Source organism: Congregibacter litoralis KT71, assembly GCF_000153125.2.
GTDB classification, from domain to species: Bacteria; Pseudomonadota; Gammaproteobacteria; order Pseudomonadales; family Halieaceae; genus Congregibacter; species Congregibacter litoralis.
Map to the genome: position 1 here is coordinate 3,410,040 of NZ_CM002299.1, position 19,076 is coordinate 3,429,115.

The 19,076-nt window shown below is 49.4% G+C and carries 14 protein-coding genes; 13 read left to right on the forward strand and 1 reads right to left on the reverse strand.

Going from position 1 to position 19,076, the window contains the following annotated elements:
• The first annotated feature begins 4 nt into the window (after positions 1-4).
• The 12 genes from KT71_RS15480 to ispD all read left to right on the forward strand — a co-directional run bounded on the left by KT71_RS15480 (position 5) and on the right by ispD (position 16,843).
• The gene (locus KT71_RS15480) at positions 5-2,326 is read left to right on the forward strand and encodes an RIFT barrel domain-containing protein (protein ID WP_023660165.1); all 2,322 of its coding nucleotides are present in this window, start codon (positions 5-7) and stop codon (positions 2,324-2,326) included.
• Between the two features lie 298 nt (positions 2,327-2,624).
• The gene (locus KT71_RS15485) at positions 2,625-3,593 is read left to right on the forward strand and encodes a glycosyltransferase family 2 protein (RefSeq protein ID WP_023660166.1); all 969 of its coding nucleotides are present in this window, start codon (positions 2,625-2,627) and stop codon (positions 3,591-3,593) included.
• An 18-nt stretch (positions 3,594-3,611) separates the two neighbouring features.
• Positions 3,612-4,757 (forward strand): glycosyltransferase family 4 protein, encoded by a 1,146-nt coding sequence (locus KT71_RS15490; RefSeq protein WP_008294413.1) that lies wholly within the window; start codon positions 3,612-3,614, stop codon positions 4,755-4,757.
• Entirely contained in the window at positions 4,751-5,764 is a 1,014-nt protein-coding gene (locus KT71_RS15495; protein ID WP_008294412.1) for a polysaccharide deacetylase family protein, read from the forward strand. Before KT71_RS15490 ends, KT71_RS15495 begins: the two co-directional genes overlap by 7 nt.
• Positions 5,765-5,805: 41 nt before the next feature.
• The gene (locus tag KT71_RS15500; protein ID WP_238549523.1) at positions 5,806-6,909 is read left to right on the forward strand and encodes a glycosyltransferase; all 1,104 of its coding nucleotides are present in this window, start codon (positions 5,806-5,808) and stop codon (positions 6,907-6,909) included.
• The gene (locus KT71_RS15505) at positions 6,906-8,009 is read left to right on the forward strand and encodes an acyltransferase family protein (RefSeq protein WP_008294410.1); all 1,104 of its coding nucleotides are present in this window, start codon (positions 6,906-6,908) and stop codon (positions 8,007-8,009) included. The genes KT71_RS15500 and KT71_RS15505 overlap by 4 nt, the downstream gene beginning before the upstream one ends.
• A gap of 161 nt (positions 8,010-8,170) precedes the next feature.
• Positions 8,171-9,130, forward strand: a complete 960-nt coding sequence (locus tag KT71_RS15510; protein WP_051403820.1) for a GNAT family N-acetyltransferase — start codon at positions 8,171-8,173, stop codon at positions 9,128-9,130.
• Between the two features lie 2 nt (positions 9,131-9,132).
• Positions 9,133-11,058 carry an asparagine synthase (glutamine-hydrolyzing) gene (gene asnB, locus KT71_RS15515; RefSeq protein ID WP_023660168.1) on the forward strand — a complete coding sequence of 642 codons (1,926 nt, stop codon included), beginning with the start codon at positions 9,133-9,135 and terminating at the stop codon, positions 11,056-11,058.
• 143 nt (positions 11,059-11,201) lie between these two features.
• Complete coding sequence (locus KT71_RS15520) at positions 11,202-12,719, forward strand: oligosaccharide flippase family protein (protein WP_008294407.1); 1,518 nt, start codon at positions 11,202-11,204, stop codon at positions 12,717-12,719.
• 124 nt (positions 12,720-12,843) lie between these two features.
• Positions 12,844-13,860 carry a hypothetical protein gene (locus KT71_RS15525; protein ID WP_040362412.1) on the forward strand — a complete coding sequence of 339 codons (1,017 nt, stop codon included), beginning with the start codon at positions 12,844-12,846 and terminating at the stop codon, positions 13,858-13,860.
• 338 nt (positions 13,861-14,198) lie between these two features.
• Positions 14,199-15,269, forward strand: coding sequence for a CDP-glycerol glycerophosphotransferase family protein (locus KT71_RS15530; RefSeq protein WP_008294406.1), 1,071 nt, complete (start codon positions 14,199-14,201; stop codon positions 15,267-15,269).
• Positions 15,270-15,481: 212 nt separating this feature from the next.
• A complete protein-coding gene (gene ispD, locus KT71_RS15535; protein ID WP_008294405.1) occupies positions 15,482-16,843 on the forward strand; it encodes a 2-C-methyl-D-erythritol 4-phosphate cytidylyltransferase in 1,362 nt (453 codons plus the stop codon).
• A gap of 89 nt (positions 16,844-16,932) precedes the next feature.
• On the opposite strand, the gene KT71_RS15540 is transcribed toward ispD, so the two are convergent.
• Positions 16,933-17,334, reverse strand: coding sequence for an FAD synthase family protein (locus KT71_RS15540; protein ID WP_008294404.1), 402 nt, complete (start codon positions 17,332-17,334; stop codon positions 16,933-16,935).
• A 498-nt stretch (positions 17,335-17,832) separates the two neighbouring features.
• Here KT71_RS15540 and KT71_RS15545 point away from each other — a divergent pair, with 498 nt between their 5' ends.
• Positions 17,833-19,008: a CDP-glycerol--poly(glycerophosphate) glycerophosphotransferase gene (locus KT71_RS15545; protein WP_008294403.1), complete on the forward strand. Its 1,176-nt coding sequence runs from the start codon at positions 17,833-17,835 to the stop codon at positions 19,006-19,008.
• The last annotated feature ends 68 nt before the right edge of the window (positions 19,009-19,076 follow it).

Consider the following 19,076-nt stretch of genomic DNA (forward strand, 5'->3'; position numbering starts at 1 on the left):
GTGGATGTCAGCATTAGATTTAAGACGCAATGTGCTGTTCCCTGTAGTCACGATCGTCGAACGCGATGGCCTCGCCGTAGAGCAGGCACCCGTGACCTTTGGTGCACCTCTGCCTCAGGGTCGCTGTTTCAATCGTCGTAAGATCACCTTAGTCGATGAGGATCGCAATGTTATCCCTGCGTCGATCGGTGTCAGCGCACTTTGGCCAGATAGCAGCATTAAATGGTGCTTGATTAGAGGACAGGTCAGCCTCAAAAAAGGAAAGCCACTGAAACTGGGGATCAACGTGGATTCGGCTCAAGAAAGCCTGAGCGTCGGCGACTCACTGATCCACGATAACGAAACGAATTTACGGATAAAAACGGGGCAAAGAACGCTCACTGTCGATACCCAGGTTCTCGGACTGTTTGATTCAGAGGACCCTGAATTTACCGGTCAAATTTGCCTTGGTTACAAAGGCACAGTAGTAAAGGCTCAGGTCGAAGAATACGATTACTGCACGCTGATGGCCAGCGACCGCGCCTTGTCCGTCGACGTTAACCTGTATGGCTGTTTCGAGCTTGGCGGTGGCAAAAGAATGGCCTTTCGCTGCGCGATGCAAGTTGCCTCAAACGGTGATCGGATAGACATCAGTCTGACAATACATAACCCCGCAGCCGCAGAGCATCCAGACGGGCTGTGGGATCTCGGGGATGCGCACTCGTTGTTTTTTGACAATCTGAGTCTGGGCTGGCGCTGGGATGACAGTAAAAGCGCAGCCAAGTCTGGAGAAATACAGATCACCCCAGAGCACGCGCCAGTGCCGTTTGATCGCCGCGCGGTGCTTATACAGATGGCCAGTGGAGGTAAAAACTGGGACAGTCCGGTACATCAGAACCAGCACGGGGATGTAACCCTTACGGAACCGGGCTTTGTCGCAGAGATCGATGATCGGAAGCTGCGAGGACCGCGAGCCGACCCCAGCGTCAGTATTGTTCGTGGCGCTCGGAGGGTAAGTGTCCGTCTTGAAGACTTTTGGCAACGCTTTCCAAGCCAGCTCTCGGTGGATAGTGGCGGCGTTAATGTTGATTTTCTGCCGCTTACAGGAACGCCCCACGAACTGCAGGCCGGAGAGCGCTGCACGCATCGCTGTTCGTTTCATTTTGCAGATAGCGTAACGCCAGAGTCTCTGCATGAGGCACCGACGCCCTTTCCTCAGCCTGTAATAACGCTGGAGCCCGTCTACGTCGAAGCTTGCGCACTACCGGAGCTCGGAAATTCAGCCGCCACTGATGAAAGAGTTCAAAGTCTTATTGATCAAGGACTCAACGGAGAAAACAACTTTTTTGCCAAGCGTGAAGCCATAGATGAATACGGTTGGCGAAACTTTGGTGACTTGTGGGCAGACCACGAGACGGAGGGACACGATGGCGGAACACTGTTTGTCTCTCACTACAACAATCAGTACGACCCACTTTTCGGGTTTCTACGTCAGTTTTTACGTAGCGGCGAGCAGCGGTGGCTGGTACTTGCTGATGATCTGGCAAGGCACACCGTAGATATTGATATCTACCATACGGATGCTGATCGACCCGAATACAACCACGGGCTATTCTGGCATACCGATCACTATCAACCGGCTGAAACTTCGTCGCACAGGTCGTATTCTCGTCGTCAGCCAAAAGATGCCTACGAGGGGCACGCTGGGGGCGGCGGTCCCGGGGGTCAACACTGCTACACGTCGGGGCTTCTCCATCATTACCTACTGACTGGAAACACGGCGTCTAGAGACGCGCTTTATGAACTCAAAAACTGGATCAGCAAAGTCTACGAAGGATCAGACACCTTTGTTGACCTAGCTCTGGCCCTCAAGAACCGCAATAGGCCTGACCTAAAAAACCATCTCACTGGACGCTACCCCTTGGATCGAGGCATCGCCAATTATCTAAACGCGTTGATGGATTGCTACGTGTTGGATCAGTCCCCGGCAACGCTCGCTCAACTCGCCCATATCATTCAGCATACGATTCACCCAACAGAAGACCTTGAAGCGCGAGCGCTGACAAACATCGAGGAGCATTGGTTTTACGTGGTGCTTCTGCAAGCATTATGCCGATACCTAACGCTGAAAAAAGATCTTGGAGAGCTGGATGATGACTTTTTCTATGCACGAGATTGTTTACTCCATTACGCCGACTGGATGGTAGAGAATGAGGCTCCCTACCTCACCAAACCAGAGCGTCTGGAGTTTCCCAACCACACCTGGACCGCTCAGGATCTGCGCAAGGCGAATGTCCTGTTCTGGGCAGCATACTGGAGTCCGGACAACTCAAAATCGTACGCTTAAAAGCCAGTGAATTCGTCGACTACATCACCGACGCGCTAAGCACTGATCCCAGTCGGCAATACACGAGAATTCTTGCGCTCCTTATGCAAAACGACAACCCCAGCCTCCCATTGGCAAAAGCTTGTTCGCCTATGGCCGATCGAGGAAGCTATCCACAGCCGAGAATCGTGGGTAAGCTTGATCAGGCCCGTAATTTCGCCGCTTTGTTAATGCGTGCGATCCGGAGCTTTCGGCCTTCTCGAGAAGTCGCCGCGCTGCGTAAAATCCTGCCCGCGCGAACTAAGCGGGCTCACGAAAAATGAGTGATTACCACGTCAGCTTTGTTGTACCGCATAAAGGACGTGAGGCTTTCTTGCAGAAAACTCTGGCGTCCGTTGCCGCGCAAACCAGCTCCGTTGCCAAAGATGTCGTGGTAATCACGCAGAACAAAACGCTACTGCCACAAACCACCGCGTATGCAGGTGAGCTCGACCTGAGAATCATCTACGCAGCGCCAGAGCTGACCATTTCTGCCTTACGTAATCAAGGCGTTGCCGCTGTGACGAGCACGCATCTGGCCTTTCTCGATGCCGATATAGCGCTATCCCCGAACTGGCTGGAGCAGCTTTTGCCCATGCTGGAGGGGCGAGAGGATATCGCCCTGATAAGCGCCATGCAGGTCAACGATGAACGTGCACCTCCGCTCGAGCGAATACGCACAGCCCTCAGCAATGCGAGCGTTGATTCTTCTGTCGATTTTTTACCGGGCAGGAACCTACTGCTGAGACGGACCATATATGAAGCTGTTGGCGGCTTTCCCGAACACCTGATGACCTGTGAAGACTACTACTTTACCGATAAGGTCAGTGAGCATGGCAGGCTTTGGTACAGCGGCCAGGCGAGCTACATCCATCTCGGGGAAGATAAAGCACTCGGCGAAATGTTTAGTAAAGAAATCTGGCGGGGGCAGTCGAATTTGCAGTCCATGGCCGGACGCCACATCCGCATAAACGAATGGCCGAGCTTTTTCATTCCCCCTTGGATCACACTTCTTACCCTAACCGCAGTTGCTATGTTGTTAACCGCTCAATGGGCTTTAGCGCTGTGCGCATTCCTGCTGGCACTACTACCATTCAGCGCTTATGTGACGCGGCTCTATGTTTTAGCAGACCGGCGCATCGCACTTGGGCACATCGCTGCGTTTTACGGCTATTATTTCCCTGCCCGAACCTGGGGAACGATTCTGGGAGTGTTTAAGACCATGGGCAACAACCTCCACGACCATTAATGGGGAACCACCAGCAGTATGAGCTCTTCGGCCACAGCGGACTCGAGCATTAACGTTCTGCAGTTTATCTGCCCTACAGGTTTTTATGGAGCAGAGCGCTGGATACTTGCACTCGCTCGAAACCTGCCCAAGGACGAGGTCCGCTGTCATTTGGCAACAACGCTTGAGGAGAACTCCAAGGATCTGGAGCTGGTAAAGGAGTACAAAAAGCAAGCGCTGGGCGAGACGTTTGAGGTGCCGATGGCGCACCGCTTTGACATTTCCGTCGTTGGCAGGCTGGTCGACATCATTCGCGCCAACGATATTCATATCATCCACACCCACGGTTACAAGTCGGATATTCTGGGTTTAATGGCAGCTCGTCGCGCGGGCATCGCCTGTGTAACAACGCCGCATGGCTTTGAAAACTCCTCAGATCTGAAGCTACGCCTGTTCATTTGGGCCGGTTGCAAAGCCATGGCGCGCGCAGACCGCGTAGTTCCTCTATCAAGACAATTGGTTGCTGACTGTCGTTTTGCCGGTGTACCCGTAGATCGCACCATCTACATACAAAATGGCGTGGATCTTAGCGAAGTAGAGGCGGAGCGAGGACGTCCTGCGCCTGCCACTAAGAAGAAGCGTATTGGCTTTGTCGGTCAGCTCATTAGTCGTAAAAACGTGCACGATATACTCGATATTTTTAATACGCTACGCAAAGAGCGTGATGACATAGAACTTGTGTTGTTGGGCGACGGGGACGCCCGCGTTGAACTAGAGGCCTACAGCTACAGCTTGGCTGCACGGGATGACATTCATTTTTTGGGGTTTAGGCACGACCGACTAGAGCTTCTTCACAGCTTTGATTTATTCGTAATGACATCAACCCTTGAAGGCATCCCGCGCTGCTTGATGGAGGCCTGTGCCATGGGCATTCCGGTAGCAGCCTACGATATACCGGGCATTGATCAATTGATCAGAAATAAGGAGACAGGGTTACTTGCGCCGCTTGGAGCGCGCGATGCTCTTACCGATCTATGGCGGCAGTTGCTTGATGATCGCGTGTATGCGGAGCAACTCGCGGCAAGTGCACTCGAGTACGTTACCAGGGAATACTCGGCATCCCGGATGGCACAAGAGTATCAGCAGCTTTTCCTTACTCTCGTAGAGAAGAGCAAGACATGCTGAGCGTGCGCCCTGATATCAAGTTCGTCCTTTCGGTGGATACCGAAGAAGAGTGGGATTGGTCAGCACCTCTGGCCAGGCGTAAGGCGTCGATGCTGAACACGCACTATCTTCAGGAATTTCAGGTTTTTTGTGCACGAGCAGGGATACGGCCCACTTACTTCTTCGATTATGCCGCAGCGAGCAGCCCTGTTGTGGTAGCAACAATCGCGCCGTTCCATGATCGGGGGGAGTGTGAAATTGGCGCGCGACTGAACCCCTGGACCACACCACCTGATTATGGCGATCCAGACGAGTATTCCTCTCATGTCGTTAACCTTACCCACGAACAGACTGCAGCCAAACTAGACGCGCTGCTGGACTGTTTGCGCAGGGCTTTCGGGGTTTTACCGGTCGCTTTTAGATCTGGTCGCTGGGGAACGAATGGGCCGCTACTCCAGCTTCTTGAGAGTCGCGGCATCAGAATAGACTCCAGCATGTACCCTTGCCATCAGACCGAATGGTATGACTGTGACCAGACCCCGCTCTCACCTTATTGGCCGGACTATGCCTCGCCGACAGAGCCTGGTGCCCAACGCAATATATTGGAGCTGCCGGTCACAGTCGGTTTCAATTGGCGCAATCAAGATAAAGCCCGGGCCGTACACAACATTGCTTCAACCAAAGCATTGAGACCTGCCCACCTCGTAGGTGCACTCTGGCACACGCGACTTTTGCGGAAGGTTTATCTCAGCCCGGAGGCAGCGAGCGTCACGGACATGAATGCCCTCGTTGATGCGGTGATAGGCAATGGTTCGCCGATGCTGCACATGTTTTTGCATTCATCCAGTTTGCTGGATAGTGGTGCCGGGATGCTGAACACCACAAATGCTTTTGAATTAATCACAAAGAACATTGAAGCAACGCTCGCGCACGCTAATCTGCGCGCCGCCTTGCAGCATTGTACGATCAGTGAGGCGGCGACTTTGTTATCGCAACGTGCGGGTTCAAGCAACGGACTCTGCGCGTGAATTCACAGCGGGCGCTGCGTGTTCTTCACGTTACTTACGACATGCGTATAGGAGGTACGGAGCAAGTAATCCTCAACTTGGTCACTGGATCTGACAGTAATGTGTTCAGTCACAGTATCTTTTGCATTGAAGAGCCACTGGGCCCCTGGGGTGAGCGTCTCCGCAGCGACGGCATAACTATCAGCTCCGTGAATCGACGGGACGGACTGGATCTGGGGGTGATAAAAACACTGCGTAAGACTTTGCGTGAGTGCAAAACTGACATCGTTCACTGCCATCAGTACACCCCTTGGGTCTATGGTGCGCTGGCCGCATTAGGTACAGGTGTCAAAGTTATATTTACGGAACACGGTCGCTTTTACCCAGATGCGGCAAGCCCCAAAAGACGGTTTATCAACCCCCTACTCCAAAAAATGACAAACCAAATAACCGCCATCAGTCAGGCAACCAAACAAGCATTGGCAAAGTACGAGTATGTGAATGAAGGCGCCATTGAAGTGGTCTACAACGGCATCCACGGACTCGAGGCAGACGGGAAAGCCGCACAGGCCTTAAGAGAAAAACTCGGCATACCCTTAGACGCGCCCGTCCTTGGCAGCATAGCTCGCCTGGATCCAATCAAAAACCACGACATGATGCTCCGAGCGTTCCGACGCATATTGGACAAGCAACCGAACAGTTGGATGCTTTTAGTAGGCGACGGCGAAACCCGGGATGCTATTAACCGTCTCTGTGCTGAGTTACAAATCAGCGAACGAGTGATTATGCCCGGCTATGTTGAGCGTCCCGCGACCTGGCTCGACGCTATGGATATCTATCTTTTATCGTCCTTCAGTGAGGGAACATCAATGACCCTGCTTGAAGCACTGAGCCTGGGTAAGCCCTGCGTCGTTACTAACGTAGGCGGAAATCCCGAAGTCATTCTCGATGGCAAAACGGGATTGGTTGTTGCAAGTAATGATGAGGAAGCCTTTTCGGCCGCGTGTCTCACACTCATCAACTCAACAGATAAGCGTCAAACGATGCGAGAGGCCGCGCGCCAGGATTTTGAAGCTCGATTTCACGCTTCAATCATGCAGCATGGATATAGCGCGTTTTACGAGAGTATCTGTTTACATGGTGACATCGGACAAAACCTAAATTGACTAAGAGCATTAACACACGAGGCCAATATCAAGCAGCCATGTCTCGAAACCTCGGATTAGATCTGCTTCGCGCCTTTGCCATACTCACCGTGTTGCTCGGGCATACGGTGAGTAGTTTCGGATCGCCCTCCGCTTTAGCTCCGCTTCAGTTTGGTGGCACCGGTGTAGACCTGTTCTTTGTGTTGTCCGGCTGGCTAATCGGTACACAGCTATTCAAGGAGCAGCATAAGTTTGGTGACGTAGACATCACGCGATTCTGGCTACGGAGGTGGATGAGAACGCTACCGGCCTATTACGCTGTGCTTTCACTCACGCTAGTCCAACTGTTTCTTACAAAAACAGACTTTCGTATGCCGTGGCAACATTTACTCTTCTTGCAGAATTACACTGGGAATCTCAGCGTGTTTTTTGTGAGCTGGTCGCTTTGCGTCGAAGAGCAGTTTTATCTATTTATCGCGCCATTTGTCGCAGTCCTCATGGCCCGCTCTGTTCGTGCGAGGCTGCCGGCTATCGTAATACTGCTACTTTTACCTACGATATTTCGTAGTTTGGGTTTCTACGACTCGATGCACGAGACACATGTGCGTATGGATTGCTGTGTTATGGGGATCCTATTGGCCTATCTTAGTGTTAACCGAAAGGAGATTTATGACCGTTTGGCGCAAGGTGCGTATCCTCTACTCATTCTCTCGTCAGGCCTCTATGTCAGCTTTATTGTTGATAGGTATGTAGACTTGCCGGGCATTGCCAGCCCCTCCCCCTTACTTTTGGCGGTGGTGTTTGGTAGCTGGGTACTGTGGGCAGGCAGTCGCGACTGGCAGACTAACAGCTTCGTTGGTGCTGCGATCCTTCACATATCCACTCGCTCCTATGCCATGTACCTGTTGCACGTTGATGCCCTAGCCGTAGTGAAAAGAATCGACGCAGATCTGTCATTTCCGCTATACCTGGGCATGGCCTTCGTTCTGACCCTTCTAGCGGCCGAGATATTGTATCGGGTGATTGAGAAGCCGTTTATGATGTGGCGGAGTAACTTCTCCGCAAGCCGTAGTCGTGAGCAAGGCCTATTTCATACTGATGCAGCCGAGGCTAAATCATGACGGGTGGAATAGGCAAAAGCCGTAATGGGAGTGCCGATTTTGTTGATCACTCAAATCTCATCCTGCGAGAAGCAACTGATGCTGACCAACCCGCCTGGGACGCCTACGTTGAGCACTCATCTGTAAGTACTCCGTATCACCTATATGCCTGGCGAACCGCGATGAGCATCTCTTATGGACTTGAAACACGATATTTGATTGCTGAAAACTGCGCGGATAAACGCATTCGCGGCATATTCCCGGCTGCGAGGGTGCCCGGTTTTTTTGGCGCGGGCCGGTATTGTTCGCTCCCCTACTGCGACCGAGGTGAACCCCTCGCGGACAACGAAACTATCAGACAGTTGTTGCTTGCCGCCACAGATGATAGTGAGGCCGCGTCCCATGAGATTCGTGACACGTTGGACCAGCCAGCAAAAGAATCGCAGTCGGGAGCCTATCATCCACCCGAGGGTTGTAAGGTCCGAATGGTGTTGGCTTTGCCCAACTCTGCGAGTGAGCTAGAAGCTGGATTTAAGAGTAAACTACGCAGCCAAATACGGAAGTCTGAAAAAAACGGGCTCACGGCGGACACAGGAAGTAATGTGGAGCGGGTGAGCGAGTTCTTTGCCGTATATGCACAAAACATGCGGAATCTTGGCTCTCCGGCCCACAGCAAGCAGTGGTTTGAATCGATAGCAAAGTCATACGGTAGTTCATGTTCTATTGGTATCGTTCGACTGGAGGGCAGTCCCGTAGGTGCAGGCATTGTTCTTCGAGCGGGCGCCAAGGTTGCCATCCCCTGGGCATCTACACTGAAGGAGTTCAATTCCTTGTCTCCAAATATGCTGCTGTATTGGACGCTACTGGCAGAAGCTGCCGATAGTGGCGCAACGTCCTTTGACTTTGGGCGCTCGACCATGGGAGAAGGTACGTTTCGATTTAAAAAACAATGGGGGGCGATTCCCGAACCGCTAAATTGGACGACGGTCTTGAATGAAACAACACATACGCTGCCAGCGAACTCAGTGACAACAATCGGCAGCGGGAAGGCGCGACGCGTTGTAGAGAAAATCTGGCGCCATTTGCCGGTATCTATCGCTACAACACTGGGCGCGACTGTGCGCCCTTACATAAGCTTATAGCTATGTGCGGAATCGCTGGATTTACACGTTTTCATGATCGGGTTGGCGATGAAAATACGCTCGCCACGATGGGCGAAGCTATTCGCCACCGAGGGCCAGATGCCGATGGCAGCTATCTGGATGAGCGGGTGGGGCTACATCATCGTCGCCTTGCCATCATTGATTTGTCGGAAGCTGGCAACCAGCCAATGCATTCTGCCTGCGGGCGTTATGTGGTCATCTTTAATGGCGAGATTTACAACTTTCTTGAACTACGCCAGAACCTGACAGCGACTGGCTATAACTTTCAAACAAAAACAGATACCGAGGTAATACTGGCCGCTTACGCGACCTATGGCGAAGATTGCCTTGAGCACCTTAATGGCATGTTTGCGATTGCTCTGTGGGACAAAGCGGAAAGCTCATTGTTCCTGGCTAGAGACCGGGTAGGTAAAAAACCGCTTTACTACGGCTCACGAGGCAGGGACGTTGTTTTTGCTTCTGAGCTTAAAGCGCTGATGGCAGCCGACCTGATCGAGAAAAAGATTCGTTTAGACGCAGTGTACGATTTTTTTGCCTACCAGTACGTGCCCGATCCCAAGACGATCTTTGAGGACGTGTTTAAGCTTGAACCGGGGCACTACGCCAAGATAGACAGCAAGGGCATCGAAGTTCGGCAGTACTGGGATATTAGCTTTGACGCACAAGACATAGACGAAACTACGGCGGTCGCCAAACTGCGGGAACAGATCACGCGGAGCACCAAACTTAGGATGACCTCGGATGTGCCCCTGGGCGCGTTTCTGTCCGGCGGGGTCGACTCTGGCGGCATCGTAGCCACTATGGCCAAGCTGAGTGACAAGCCAATCACAACGTGCACCATTGGCTTTCACGAAGAGGAGTTTGATGAAACCAGCTTCGCGCAGATTGTAGCTGATCAGTACAACTGTGATCACCATGAGTTTAAGGTGGGTGAGAACGTCGTAAACTCGCTGCGCGAAATTGTGAGCTACTTTGATGAACCGTTTGCAGATCCATCCTTGGTACCTACTTACTACGTCTGCAAACTAGCCCGGCAAAAAGTGACTGTTGCACTGGCCGGCGACGGCGGTGACGAAGTCTTTGCCGGCTACGAGAAGTATCATACATATGCAATTGAGAACCTGTGGCGTAGTCTCGTTCCTGCGTTTATTCGGAACAAGCTCGCACCGCTAGTGACTCGGGCGCTTGAGCACGTCACATTCAGACCTCTAAGGCGCCTCGCTACACTCGCCCGCGCACTGAGCGCCGACCCGGCACTTGGTTTTTATATGACAAACTCGCAAATTACTGACAGGCAATGGCAAGACCTTGCGACGACTGAAACAAAAGCACAACTTCAGGGCTATCACCCAAGCCATCGGTCGCTTGAGATGTTTGCCAAGTGTCAAAGTGATGATCCAATGACTTGCGCACTATATACCGACATGAAGACCTATCTGCCGGGTGACATACTCGTAAAAGTAGACCGTATGAGCATGGCCAACTCGTTGGAAGTCAGGGCTCCCTTGCTCGATTTCGAATTGATTGAATTTGCAGCTCGACTGAAGACCCAACTTAAATACCGCTCGGGTACAAAAAAGTACATTCTCAAAAAAGCATTTGAGCCAGTGATTCCCGCTTCAATAAGAAACAGAAAGAAAATGGGTTTCTCACCACCGGTCGACGTATGGCTTAGAAATGAGCTAAAGAATCTTGCAAGCAATGAGCTGTTCCGTGCGGATGGAGCGCTACAAAACATTTTTTCATTAAGCCACATTCAAAAAATGTGGGACATGCACCAATCAGGTAGAAACGATATGTCGAATATATTATGGCCTCTGTTGATTTTTCAGCTGTGGTCCGATGAGTATTTTGGCGGAAATCAGGCGGAGAAAACGACCCGGTTTTCTGCAGAACAGAGCACGTAGCTCACTAACATCGAACATCACTATCAGTTTAAGCTGCCATAGATTGGTTTTCAGTCAACGAAAGAAACTAGAAGCTCGTCGCAGCAAGCAAAGAGCCACCATGACTCCATATCCATCAGCCAAAGCCCAAGTATAGGCCTCCATTGGAACAAGATAACGACAGCAGCTTGGCGCTAGACACCGTGAAGAGCTCAGTCATCCAGCTTCTGAGCAAAGTGCTTCACCGAGCCATGGGGATTTTTTCCATGCTGATCCTGGCCCGCTTACTTACGCCGGCAGACTTTGGTGTGGTCGCCACTTGCACGCTTATCGCCTTTTTCCTCAACTCAATCGTTGCCCTTGGGTCGCAGCAATACATCGTAATGCTGAGTCATGTTTCCGATGATGACTTAAACACCGCATGGACAATCAACCTTCTAACTAAATCACTGATGTTTGTCGCCCTCATACTCTTAGCGCCTTACCTTTTATCGTATTTGGATAAACCCGAGGTGCGGTTTCCTCTGTATGCTCTGGCTGCGGTGTTCCCACTTTCTGCTCTTGGGACACCTGGTATGTGGCTCTATATTCGCGACTTAAACTACCGTCCAAGCTTTTTAGTTCAGCTTCTTTCCAAAATCGTCGCTACAACAGTAACGATATTTCTCGCTTTTAGCTTACGCTCATATTGGGCACTAATAGTAGGCACAATGGTCTCTTACATGTTGCCATCCATACTTAGTTATCGATACTCAACTTACAGACCAAAGCTCTGTCTCGCAGGCGCAAGAAAGCAATTTGACTTTTCTAAATGGATGCTGATAAACGGGATCGTAGGCTTTAGCCGAGCAGAAGCTGACACGATTATCGCTACAAAAACATTCTCGATCGAGAGCTTGGGAATTTACTCCATGTTCAGGAATATCGCGTCGATCTTGAGCGTTCAAGTCATGCAGCCTGCACTAGACCCTTTGCTATCCACGTTTTCACAGGCCAACAGAGGGCCGGAAGGCCTCAAGCCCCATCATGTAAACGCCACACTTCTGGCCGCCGGAGTGGCGTTAATACCAATCAGTGCATGGATTCTGATGTTTAGCAATGACATCACTCTCTTATTATTAGGCAGTAAATGGACCGAGCATTCAGCAACCTTAGGAATCTTAAGCTTGGGGATTTTTCCGGCAATTGTGCAAACAATAGTCTCGAATATTCTTATATCAAAAGGCGGTATAAGTGTAGTTTCTAGATTTGGAATTTTATCGGCAGCTTTTGCGCTCACCGTACTAGTAGCAGTGTCGTACCGAGGTCAGCTGCCGGAAGACTATGCGAAGTTACAACTACTTGTTTCAACACTCTCGACATTAGTTCTACTTACTATATGCAATAGCATGTTTCATGCATTTAGATTTTACGACTTGCTCCTCATTACGTCACCTTTATTACCGACGGCAATCGCGTTTAGTACAGTTACCTGGCTAGCTCAAACCTTCCCCGTGAAAATAGCCGACGGCTTGCTACCATTTATTGGTCTTTCTTGTGCCTTCTGGATCACTTTCGCGTTAGCACTGGTGCTTGTGGGGCTATCCATAAAAAAAGATCCCTCAGTAGGCCTTCTTAAGAACACGATCACCCAAGTTGTTATCGGCTCAATTCGTCGAGTTTTCCGCGGGAGTCAAAGATAAACTAAATGACTTCGATTTCAGGTCTTAGCGTGTCTCCATTGATCCGGCAAAGAAACAGTACTAGCCAACACGACTTGTATCTCAACAACAAAATACACTCATTTAGGTATCTATGAGCGCCCATATGTCTGAGAAAATCAACAACGTGTGCTTTATAGCTCCGCTCATACACCCTGACGCAAGCAATGATTACAAAGCGGTTCTCAATTTGCTTAGCCTAACTGCCACATCCGTTGAAAATGCCTCACGTGGCACACCATCTCGGCTTGTTGTCTCTTGCAACGCAGCGCCAGAGGACACTGACCGTTTCCCTGGAGTTGATTTTGTCAAAGTTAATCTTCCTGCGCCGCCTAAATGCGACCAGGGGAGAATCACTTTAGAAGATGTAATGCTCGACAAAGGCATCAAAATCCTTCACGCGCTGCTTCATTGCAAAAAATTTAAACCCGAATGGATATTTATCTTGGATGCAGACGATTGGGTTTCCAAGACCATGGTTAAAAATGTATTCAGTCGTGCCTCTATGGAAACCGACTTCCTGTTCGTCAGTTCCGGCACGCTAATCAATCACCAAAACTTGACCTATCAAAAACGATACGGATTACATAGGTATTGCGGGAGCACATTTGCCTTCAAATTCTCACTGCTATCCCACCTAACATCACTTCATCGTTATGGTGAGGAGGGACCCAGCATCCACCCAAATGAACTAAAAACCAACGCGGCAATTCTTTCGCTGATACTCGGCGATCATAGTTGTCGGCTACCATTTTTACGTAACAACGGACTTAAGGGGCGATCACTAACAGATAACCCCATAGCGTGGGTCGTAGACACCACGGAGAACCACTCAAACACAAAATCCGGCGGACGGGGAAAGCCGATAACGCAAGCTCTGCTCGATCAGTTTGGCCTAAGCAAGCTCAATCACTTAGTTAGGTCATCGCCAGCAACCCCTTCAGACTTTTTGCAATATCACGTCAATGCACTGAAATCGCTGGCCGGAGATCTTACGCATACCTCTCGCCTGTCGAACGCAAGCCCTCTTTTAAATCTATTTGCCGAAGATCTGCCTGAGGCCAATGAACTTGCACGTAGTTACATTAGGGAGAGCCCTGCGGCAAGGTTACAGGTCAAATGACTGCAGCGCGGCTAAGTCGATCCGCTGCATTAGGAATGCATCCCCATCGCCCCTGCTATCGTGAATAATTACAACTTAACTTTTTTGATATCAAATGTGTTCCTTTAAGGCTCTTTACGCTGTCTCATAAACCGCTCTATGGCATATTATCAAGACAAACCGCTTCGCATACTCAAGTTGAAGTGATTGCTAAACGACGTGCCTCAGCGCCAAGGTCGGTTTCAAAAAAACCGCAAAAGATAAAAAACCATTGCTCATTTAACAATCTAGAACAGTCGCATTTTTGAATTACGTTTTTGCAAAGCAACAGAACGATAAAACTGCCGACAAAAAAATCTATGGCTAAAGAACATTTCAAAAACTTTCTCTCGTGGCTTAATTGGCTTATCGACCTCGTGCTCATACGTTTAAGAGCGATATTGGGGCTCAAAGAAAACATAGTCTTTTACAGTGACCAGGACTACCACCTCATTCACTTAGCCCCGGTAGTAAAGTCTCTCAGCCTTCTCCGGAAAGCTAGAATCACCATCATCTGTTCACAGCAGTTTGACACATCGCAATTCCCAAACATCAGATGCATCGTGGGTAGCGCGTACACGTGGAAAAAACCCCTTGCTATAAACCTTCTTATTTCCAGCGAGCTCATTGAAGTTCCAAAATATTTGGCAGGGAAATCTGTTTATTTTGGGCATGGTATCGGCCCAAAAATTAATCATCTTTACAGTGAAATGCTTGGCGGCTTTGATTACGTTTACTGCCCTTGCAAATACTTTTACCAGAAACTATCGACAGACATGCCCGGCCTAAGACTCAGAGAAATCGGCCTGCCAGTGCTGGACGTCAAGCCTAAACCTGAAGAAAGGAAGTACCTGCTGTACGCGCCTTCTTGGAACATCGATGAAACTCTAATTTCCGACTACAACAGCGTACTCACTTTGCTATCTGAGCTAGAAGGACACGAAGTGATTGTCAGTCTGCACCCGTTGCTTGCGCGTGACATAGCTAGAGGAAAGCTACCAAAGCTCATTAGCTTTTCAGATACCCCCTTCATGAAAATGATCACTGATACCGACTTCTCCTCAAGCTTTGAAGTTTTGCTGGAGTCAAAGCTAGTCATAGGCGATATAAGTTCTCTACTTTTCGAGGCACTTGCTTTCGACATTCCGATCGTTTTTGACGGAAATGAGACTGTCTACGTCGAATGCAAGGCAACGGACATTCTCTACGACCTTCGAGAAGCCACCTATCCATTAACTGAAATCTGTACCGATGACTTAATAAGAATCGCTATTCAAGAGGATCCTCGGAGGGCCCAGCGGAGTAAACTTGCACGCAGGTATCTGTCAAACGATGGGTTTGCCAGCACCGTGTTTTGCGACGAAGTGTGCAAACTGCTAGATAAAACCTAAGCAAGCGTAATTTGCATTGGACTAGCAAAATCTAGTCTGGGACGGGCCTCTCATGTCACGTCCAAGCTGGCTGCAATCATAACTAGTAAAACGTGACTCGAAATCCGCTAAACTCACAGTCAGAGTCTTCAAGTAACCGTTATATCATGTCGAAAGAAACACGACATTAAAAAGCATTTATATCTATTCAGACTATAAAACAGAGGATAATCGTGACAAAAGTGTATGCGGCTATTTTATCCGGCGGTACCGGCACTCGCTTTCTTGGCGACATTCCAAAACAGTACGTGAAGCTGGCAGGTCGAACCATTCTGGAACATACAATAAGTGTGTTCGATGACCACGATGGCATCGACGAAGTAATAATAGTTGTGGCCGAGGACTTCCGGAATTATGTTGAAGAGCTACTTTTGAGGAATGCTTTCACAAAGGTCTCGAAAATCGTAATTGGGGGGGCGACCAGGCAGGACAGCTCTGCCGCCGCGATAGGCGCTATCAATAATGATAACGACTACGTACTCCTTCATGATGCTGTACGTCCGCTGGTTTCGTCACAAACAATCTCCGATTGCATTTCGGCTGTTAGATTGAATGATGCAGTTGATGTTGTAACACAATGCGCAGATACGATAGTGGAAACTCATGATGGTGTGGTGATCTCGAAGATACCTGATAGATCTAGACTGCGCCGCGGGCTCACCCCACAAGCATTTCGAGTAGGGCTGCTTCGTCGCGCGCACGCTACAATGAAGGAGAATCACGACACCGACTTCACGGATGACTGCGGCATAGTTGTCAAGTATAAGCTAGCACCAGTGGTGCTAGTGCACGGGACAAGTGACAACATTAAGATCACATACCCTGAAGATATATTTATCGCCGACAAATTCTTTCAGATGCGATCTATATCCATACCGCAACAAGACCTATCAAAGTTGAGTGGCAAGGTCATGATAGTGATTGGTGGCAGCAGAGGAATTGGAGAAAGTATCCGTGACTGCGCTGCCGAGCACGGGGTGAAAACATACTCACTGTCAAGGTCTGACGGCGTTGACATAGCCGATCCCCAGGCGCTTGATAAAGCCTTTGCTGATGTTTTCGCGGACTCAGGAAGAATTGACTACATAGTATGTACGGCTGCAGTCCTGCAAATTGGCAAGCTAGTAGATCGGTCGGTGACTGACCTTAAAGCGGAGATCGACGTTAACTATTTCGGATCTCTTTACGCTGTTAAGTTTGGTGCCCCCTATCTTTCAAAGTCTAAAGGCAGCCTAGTCTTGTTTACCTCCAGCTCATACACCCGTGGCAGAGCACTTTACGCCTCTTACTCCTCAATAAAAGCAGCAATAGTGAACTTAGTTCAAGCCACAGCAGAGGAACTCGCAAAAGACAGCGTATCAGTTAACGCAATCAATCCAGAGAGAACGGCCACCCCTATGCGGGTTGAGAATTTTGGGCATGAGGACCCTAACTCTTTGATGGATGCGAGTGTTGTCGCTAAAGCCACACTCGCAACCCTTCTTTCAAACGTGACCGGGCAAGTCATAAATGTAAACAAAGCAGAACTAAAGTAGTCGCTCGAGGCTGGTTTATTTTGGCGCGCATGCAGCTAGTCACCAATCAACATTATGCCTTGGTCTTGGCGACCAATGAGCGAGGAACCCTATTTGCCCTCGGTCGAGCGAATAACTTCGACTATTTCGGTCGTTGAAACCGATGGTGTTCTCGTCAAGTAATGTACGTCGCAGAGATCTGTAAGGTGATCAAACTTCCCCGCCCAGTCGTCGCCAATCACAAAGATGTCAGCTTTATGCTCTTTAATGTAGGCACGTTTGTCTTCCATACGGTCCTCTACAAAGACGTCCGTTACGCAGCGAATTGATCGAATAATCTCAATTCTGTCGTTAAGCGAATACACCGCGTGTTTATTTTTTTTTTCAAAGTTTAGTCGGTCACTAGACACTCCAACCACTAGTCGATCTCCTAACGCCAGAGCGCGTTTCAACAATCTAAGGTGTCCTACGTGAAAAAGGTCAAACGTGCCGCAAGTAAGCACTGTAATCATTTGCGTGAATCTCCTTATAAAAAACTCTGTACATCACTGGCACGGGGCTGGGGCGACCCAAGTTTTGGCAGTCAGCGAGTTAAGGGCTCCATAACCATCCACCTAGTGAAATTCGACGCACCTTTTCAATAGGCAAACCCAACACGCTGGCGCCAGATGACCGCTGCGCGGACAATTCGATTGACGTCAACACCCGTTTTTCTCAGTTTCGGCTCACCAAACACCTCCAATAGCCAAGGCGTTGCGTTCGTGTTTCAGCGTGCATTACTTGCAGGACATCTTTTGCCTGACCGAACTACGGGGTATGTCATATCTAGTGTTAATCAGAAACGGTTGCCGAGCAAATCGCACTCAATTTTGTTTGATAAAATGAGAACTGGGTCATAGTAGTTAGATGTGCCCTCATTGAATGCGTATCTTACGAAAAATAATAGGAGCAATACCTTTGAATATTAGCATTGAGAAGACAGCAAGCGCGCTCGTCGGACCCGTTATCAAATGATTAGACAAAACGCTAAACATTGGCTAAAGAAAAGCATCTATGTCATCGACCTCTGCATGCCCAAATCTAAGAGAGTGTGGGCTTTTCCAGTGTGCTACCTAAGTGGCAGATTGTTTGACAATGCTCGAGCGATTTTTGAGGAAGTCCGACACGACAACTCACTGACAAAAGTCGTGCTATACCGCGATGTAAAGCCAGAGGGACTCGACCGCAGCGATGTTGTTGTGGTGAAACTACACTCTCTCCGTGGGGTCTTTTTCTTAATGCGATCAGGCGTAGTTTTTGTGCGTCACTGCATGACTCAAGACATCGGTTTTGAAATTGCTCACCGAAGCAGGCTCATGCTTAACGTCTGGCACGGCATCACAATGAAAAAAATTGGCGTCCAGGCAGCACCCGATTCTGTGACAGGTTGTGATCCGCTAAGCGCCATTGTCAGTTCTTCGGATCGAGACAAGAAGGTGATGATTCAGAGCTTCAACTACGCAAATGAAGAGAACACGTGGATCACTGGCTTGCCGCGCAATGACCTTTTGTTTAGAGATGAAACGGCACTCTGGGCAGACGCAGAGGATGAGTTGCAGAAAATTAGGAACAGGATCAATGGTCGGAAGCTAATTCTATTTGCACCTACTTTTCGAGCTGACTGGGAAGGTTGGGAGGACAAATCTAGCTTTTACGAGTTTAGCAAAGCAGAGCTGATGCTGTTGTCGAGTATTGCCCAAGATAACAATGCGGTGATTGGAGTGAGAACCCACCTAAGAGAAGAGAGGGCTGTGCTTGACGCGTTTGGTGGATTAGACGTGATTTTATTCAATGATATTGTCGACCCGACATTGCTGCTCAGAGAGACCGAAGTACTGGTCTCTGATTACTCCAGTATCGCAATTGACTTCATGTTGACCAAACGTCCTGTGTTTAGCTTTGCCTTCGATTTTGATCGGTATACGCAAGGAAGAGGCTGCCAATACGATTTATCAGAGGTTTTTCCAACACCCTTGTGTTTAGATTTCCCTATGTTGGAGAAAGCGCTAAGACTCGCATTAGCCTCCCCTGAATCAGTTGTTAACACCGAAAAGTATGAACATTCGTTAAAACACTTTCATAAATATGTCGACGGAGACTCAACCCTAAGAGTAGTCAACAGGGTTATAGGTCGAGAAGCCAGCTAAGCTTTGCCCTACAGGAACCTATTTAACAGCCACGATCAAACGTAAGCTGCGACGAGATCTTCGCATTG